The 5142-nt window shown below is 49.5% G+C and carries 1 tRNA gene and 3 rRNA genes; all 4 read right to left on the bottom strand.

Annotated features, from left to right (window positions below):
• A 5S ribosomal RNA gene (gene rrf, locus O3658_RS10480) occupies positions 1 to 96 on the bottom strand; the annotation flags it as partial.
• 78 nt (positions 97 to 174) lie between these two features.
• A 23S ribosomal RNA gene (locus O3658_RS10475) occupies positions 175 to 3077 on the bottom strand.
• 125 nt (positions 3078 to 3202) lie between these two features.
• Positions 3203 to 3275 (bottom strand) — tRNA-Ala (locus O3658_RS10470).
• A 50-nt stretch (positions 3276 to 3325) separates the two neighbouring features.
• Positions 3326 to 4872, bottom strand: a 16S ribosomal RNA gene (locus O3658_RS10465).
• Positions 4873 to 5142 lie beyond the last annotated feature (270 nt).

The raw sequence follows: 5142 nt of genomic DNA, 5'->3' as shown, positions 1-5142 counted from the left end.
CACAGGGGGCAACCCCCAACTACTTCCGGCGTTCTAGGGCTTAACTTCTGTGTTCGGCATGGGTACAGGTGTATCTCCTAGGCTATCGTCACTTAACTTTGAGTAATACCTACTCAAAATTGAATATCTATCAAATTCCAAGAAAATCCTTCACACTTCGTATTCTCAGTTACTTTGGATAAGTCCTCGAGCTATTAGTATTAGTCCGCTACATGTGTCGCCACACTTCCACTTCTAACCTATCTACCTGATCATCTCTCAGGGCTCTTACTGATATAAAATCATGGGAAATCTCATCTTGAGGTGGGTTTCACACTTAGATGCTTTCAGCGTTTATCCCTTCCCTACATAGCTACCCAGCGATGCCTTTGGCAAGACAACTGGTACACCAGCGGTAAGTCCACTCTGGTCCTCTCGTACTAGGAGCAGATCCTCTCAAATTTCCTACGCCCGCGACGGATAGGGACCGAACTGTCTCACGACGTTCTGAACCCAGCTCGCGTGCCGCTTTAATGGGCGAACAGCCCAACCCTTGGGACCGACTACAGCCCCAGGATGCGACGAGCCGACATCGAGGTGCCAAACCTCCCCGTCGATGTGAACTCTTGGGGGAGATAAGCCTGTTATCCCCAGGGTAGCTTTTATCCGTTGAGCGATGGCCCTTCCATACGGAACCACCGGATCACTAAGCCCGACTTTCGTCCCTGCTCGAGTTGTAGCTCTCGCAGTCAAGCTCCCTTATACCTTTACACTCTGCGAATGATTTCCAACCATTCTGAGGGAACCTTTGGGCGCCTCCGTTACCTTTTAGGAGGCGACCGCCCCAGTCAAACTGCCCGTCAGACACTGTCTCCGATAGGGATCACCTATCTGGGTTAGAGTGGCCATAACACAAGGGTAGTATCCCAACAGCGTCTCCTTCGAAACTGGCGTCCCGATCTCTTAGACTCCTACCTATCCTGTACATGTGGTACAGACACTCAATATCAAACTGCAGTAAAGCTCCATGGGGTCTTTCCGTCCTGTCGCGGGTAACCTGCATCTTCACAGGTACTAAAATTTCACCGAGTCTCTCGTTGAGACAGTGCCCAAATCATTACGCCTTTCGTGCGGGTCGGAACTTACCCGACAAGGAATTTCGCTACCTTAGGACCGTTATAGTTACGGCCGCCGTTTACTGGGGCTTCAATTCATACCTTCGCTTACGCTAAGCACTCCTCTTAACCTTCCAGCACCGGGCAGGCGTCACCCCCTATACATCATCTTACGATTTAGCAGAGAGCTGTGTTTTTGATAAACAGTTGCTTGGGCCTATTCACTGCGGCTGACTTAAAGTCAGCACCCCTTCTCCCGAAGTTACGGGGTCATTTTGCCGAGTTCCTTAACGAGAGTTCTCTCGCTCACCTGAGGCTACTCGCCTCGACTACCTGTGTCGGTTTGCGGTACGGGTAGAGTATGTTTAAACGCTAGAAGCTTTTCTTGGCAGTGTGACGTCACTAACTTCGCTACTAAACTTCGCTCCCCATCACAGCTCAATGTTATAGAACTAAGCATTTAACTCAATTCACACCTCACTGCTTAGACAGACTCTTCCAATCGTCTGCTTTAGTTAGCCTACTGCGTCCCTCCATCACTACATACTCTAGTACAGGAATATCAACCTGTTGTCCATCGGATACACCTTTCGGTCTCTCCTTAGGTCCCGACTAACCCAGGGCGGACGAGCCTTCCCCTGGAAACCTTAGTCTTACGGTGGACAGGATTCTCACCTGTCTTTCGCTACTCATACCGGCATTCTCACTTCTATGCGTTCCAGCACTCCTCACGGTACACCTTCTTCACACATAGAACGCTCTCCTACCATACCTATAAAAGGTATCCACAGCTTCGGTAAATTGTTTTAGCCCCGGTACATTTTCGGCGCAGGGTCACTCGACTAGTGAGCTATTACGCACTCTTTGAATGAATAGCTGCTTCTAAGCTAACATCCTAGTTGTCTGTGCAACCCCACATCCTTTTCCACTTAACAATTATTTTGGGACCTTAGCTGGTGGTCTGGGCTGTTTCCCTTTCGACTACGGATCTTAGCACTCGCAGTCTGACTGCCGACCATAATTCATTGGCATTCGGAGTTTATCTGAGATTGGTAATCCGGGATGGACCCCTCACCCAAACAGTGCTCTACCTCCAAGAATCTCTAATGTCGACGCTAGCCCTAAAGCTATTTCGGAGAGAACCAGCTATCTCCAAGTTCGTTTGGAATTTCTCCGCTACCCACAAGTCATCCAAGCACTTTTCAACGTGCCCTGGTTCGGTCCTCCAGTGCGTCTTACCGCACCTTCAACCTGCTCATGGGTAGGTCACATGGTTTCGGGTCTACGACATGATACTAAGACGCCCTATTCAGACTCGGTTTCCCTACGGCTCCGTCTCTTCAACTTAACCTCGCATCATATCGTAACTCGCCGGTTCATTCTACAAAAGGCACGCTCTCACCCATTAACGGGCTCGAACTTGTTGTAGGCACACGGTTTCAGGTTCTATTTCACTCCCCTCCCGGGGTGCTTTTCACCTTTCCCTCACGGTACTGGTTCACTATCGGTCACTAGGGAGTATTTAGGGTTGGGAGATGGTCCTCCCAGATTCCGACGGGATTTCACGTGTCCCGCCGTACTCAGGATACTGCTAGGTACAAAGACTATTTTGAATACGAGGCTATCACTCTCTTTGGCTGATTTTCCCAAACCATTCTTCTATAATCTTTGAGTCCACATTGCAGTCCTACAACCCCGAAGAGTAAACTCTTCGGTTTGCCCTTCTGCCGTTTCGCTCGCCGCTACTAAGGCAATCGCTTTTGCTTTCTCTTCCTGCAGCTACTTAGATGTTTCAGTTCACTGCGTCTTCCTCCTCACATCCTTAACAGATGTGGGTAACAGGTAGTACCTGTTGGGTTCCCCCATTCGGAAATCCCTGGATCATCGCTTACTTACAGCTACCCAAGGCATATCGTCGTTTGTCACGTCCTTCTTCGGCTCCTAGTGCCAAGGCATCCACCGTGCGCCCTTATTAACTTAACCTTATTTTTCTGACCTTTCAGTCATAAACTCTTATTAATACTACAGCGTTTTCGGTTTATTTTCTTGTTACTATTTGATATAGATATTCAATTTTCAATGTGCATTACTTGGTGATCTCTCACCAATGGAGCCTAGCGGGATCGAACCGCTGACCTCCTGCGTGCAAAGCAGGCGCTCTCCCAGCTGAGCTAAGGCCCCACAAGACCTCTCAAGACTAAACAAGACCAATGTGCATTCCTTATCCTTAGAAAGGAGGTGATCCAGCCGCACCTTCCGATACGGCTACCTTGTTACGACTTCACCCCAATCATCTATCCCACCTTAGGCGGCTGGCTCCTAAAAGGTTACCTCACCGACTTCGGGTGTTACAAACTCTCGTGGTGTGACGGGCGGTGTGTACAAGGCCCGGGAACGTATTCACCGCGGCGTGCTGATCCGCGATTACTAGCGATTCCGACTTCATGTAGGCGAGTTGCAGCCTACAATCCGAACTGAGACTGGCTTTAAGAGATTAGCTTGCCGTCACCGACTTGCGACTCGTTGTACCAGCCATTGTAGCACGTGTGTAGCCCAGGTCATAAGGGGCATGATGATTTGACGTCATCCCCACCTTCCTCCGGTTTATTACCGGCAGTCTCGCTAGAGTGCCCAACTGAATGATGGCAACTAACAATAGGGGTTGCGCTCGTTGCGGGACTTAACCCAACATCTCACGACACGAGCTGACGACAACCATGCACCACCTGTCACCTCTGTCCCGAAGGAAAGCTCTATCTCTAGAGCGGTCAGAGGGATGTCAAGACCTGGTAAGGTTCTTCGCGTTGCTTCGAATTAAACCACATGCTCCACCGCTTGTGCGGGCCCCCGTCAATTCCTTTGAGTTTCAACCTTGCGGTCGTACTCCCCAGGCGGAGTGCTTAATGCGTTAGCTGCGGCACTAAACCCCGGAAAGGGTCTAACACCTAGCACTCATCGTTTACGGCGTGGACTACCAGGGTATCTAATCCTGTTTGCTCCCCACGCTTTCGAGCCTCAGCGTCAGTTACAAGCCAGAGAGCCGCTTTCGCCACCGGTGTTCCTCCATATATCTACGCATTTCACCGCTACACATGGAATTCCACTCTCCCCTCTTGCACTCAAGTTAAACAGTTTCCAAAGCGTACTATGGTTAAGCCACAGCCTTTAACTTCAGACTTATCTAACCGCCTGCGCTCGCTTTACGCCCAATAAATCCGGACAACGCTCGGGACCTACGTATTACCGCGGCTGCTGGCACGTAGTTAGCCGTCCCTTTCTGGTAAGATACCGTCACAGTGTGAACTTTCCACTCTCACACTCGTTCTTCTCTTACAACAGAGCTTTACGATCCGAAAACCTTCTTCACTCACGCGGCGTTGCTCGGTCAGACTTCCGTCCATTGCCGAAGATTCCCTACTGCTGCCTCCCGTAGGAGTCTGGGCCGTGTCTCAGTCCCAGTGTGGCCGATCACCCTCTCAGGTCGGCTATGTATCGTCGCCTTGGTGAGCCGTTACCCCACCAACTAGCTAATACAACGCAGGTCCATCTGGTAGTGATGCAATTGCACCTTTCAAGCAGATATCATGCAATATCTACTGTTATGCGGTATTAGCTATCGTTTCCAATAGTTATCCCCCGCTACCAGGCAGGTTACCTACGCGTTACTCACCCGTTCGCAACTCATCCAGAAGAGCAAGCTCCTCCTTCAGCGTTCTACTTGCATGTATTAGGCACGCCGCCAGCGTTCGTCCTGAGCCAGGATCAAACTCTCATTAAAAGTTTGAGTTCTCACTCATTTCTGTCACTGACAGATTTATTGTTTTTTCATTGTTCAGTACTACAACTTCAGTTGTAGTGCCCTGCACATTGGTTCGTCTTGTTCAGTTTTCAAAGGTCTTTGTCGCTCACTTCTCTCAAGTGACAACTATATTAGTATATCACAGCCGCTTTCGCTTGTCAACACTTTTTTGAAACTTTTTTTAATTTTTTTCATCTAGTGTTTTATCTGCTTCATACTATAGTCCGTACGGGATTCGAACCCGTGTTA

The organism is Streptococcus sp. 27098_8_69, assembly GCF_041432445.1.
Taxonomy (GTDB): domain Bacteria; phylum Bacillota; class Bacilli; order Lactobacillales; family Streptococcaceae; genus Streptococcus.
This window is presented reverse-complemented; position numbering and strand designations above follow the sequence as displayed.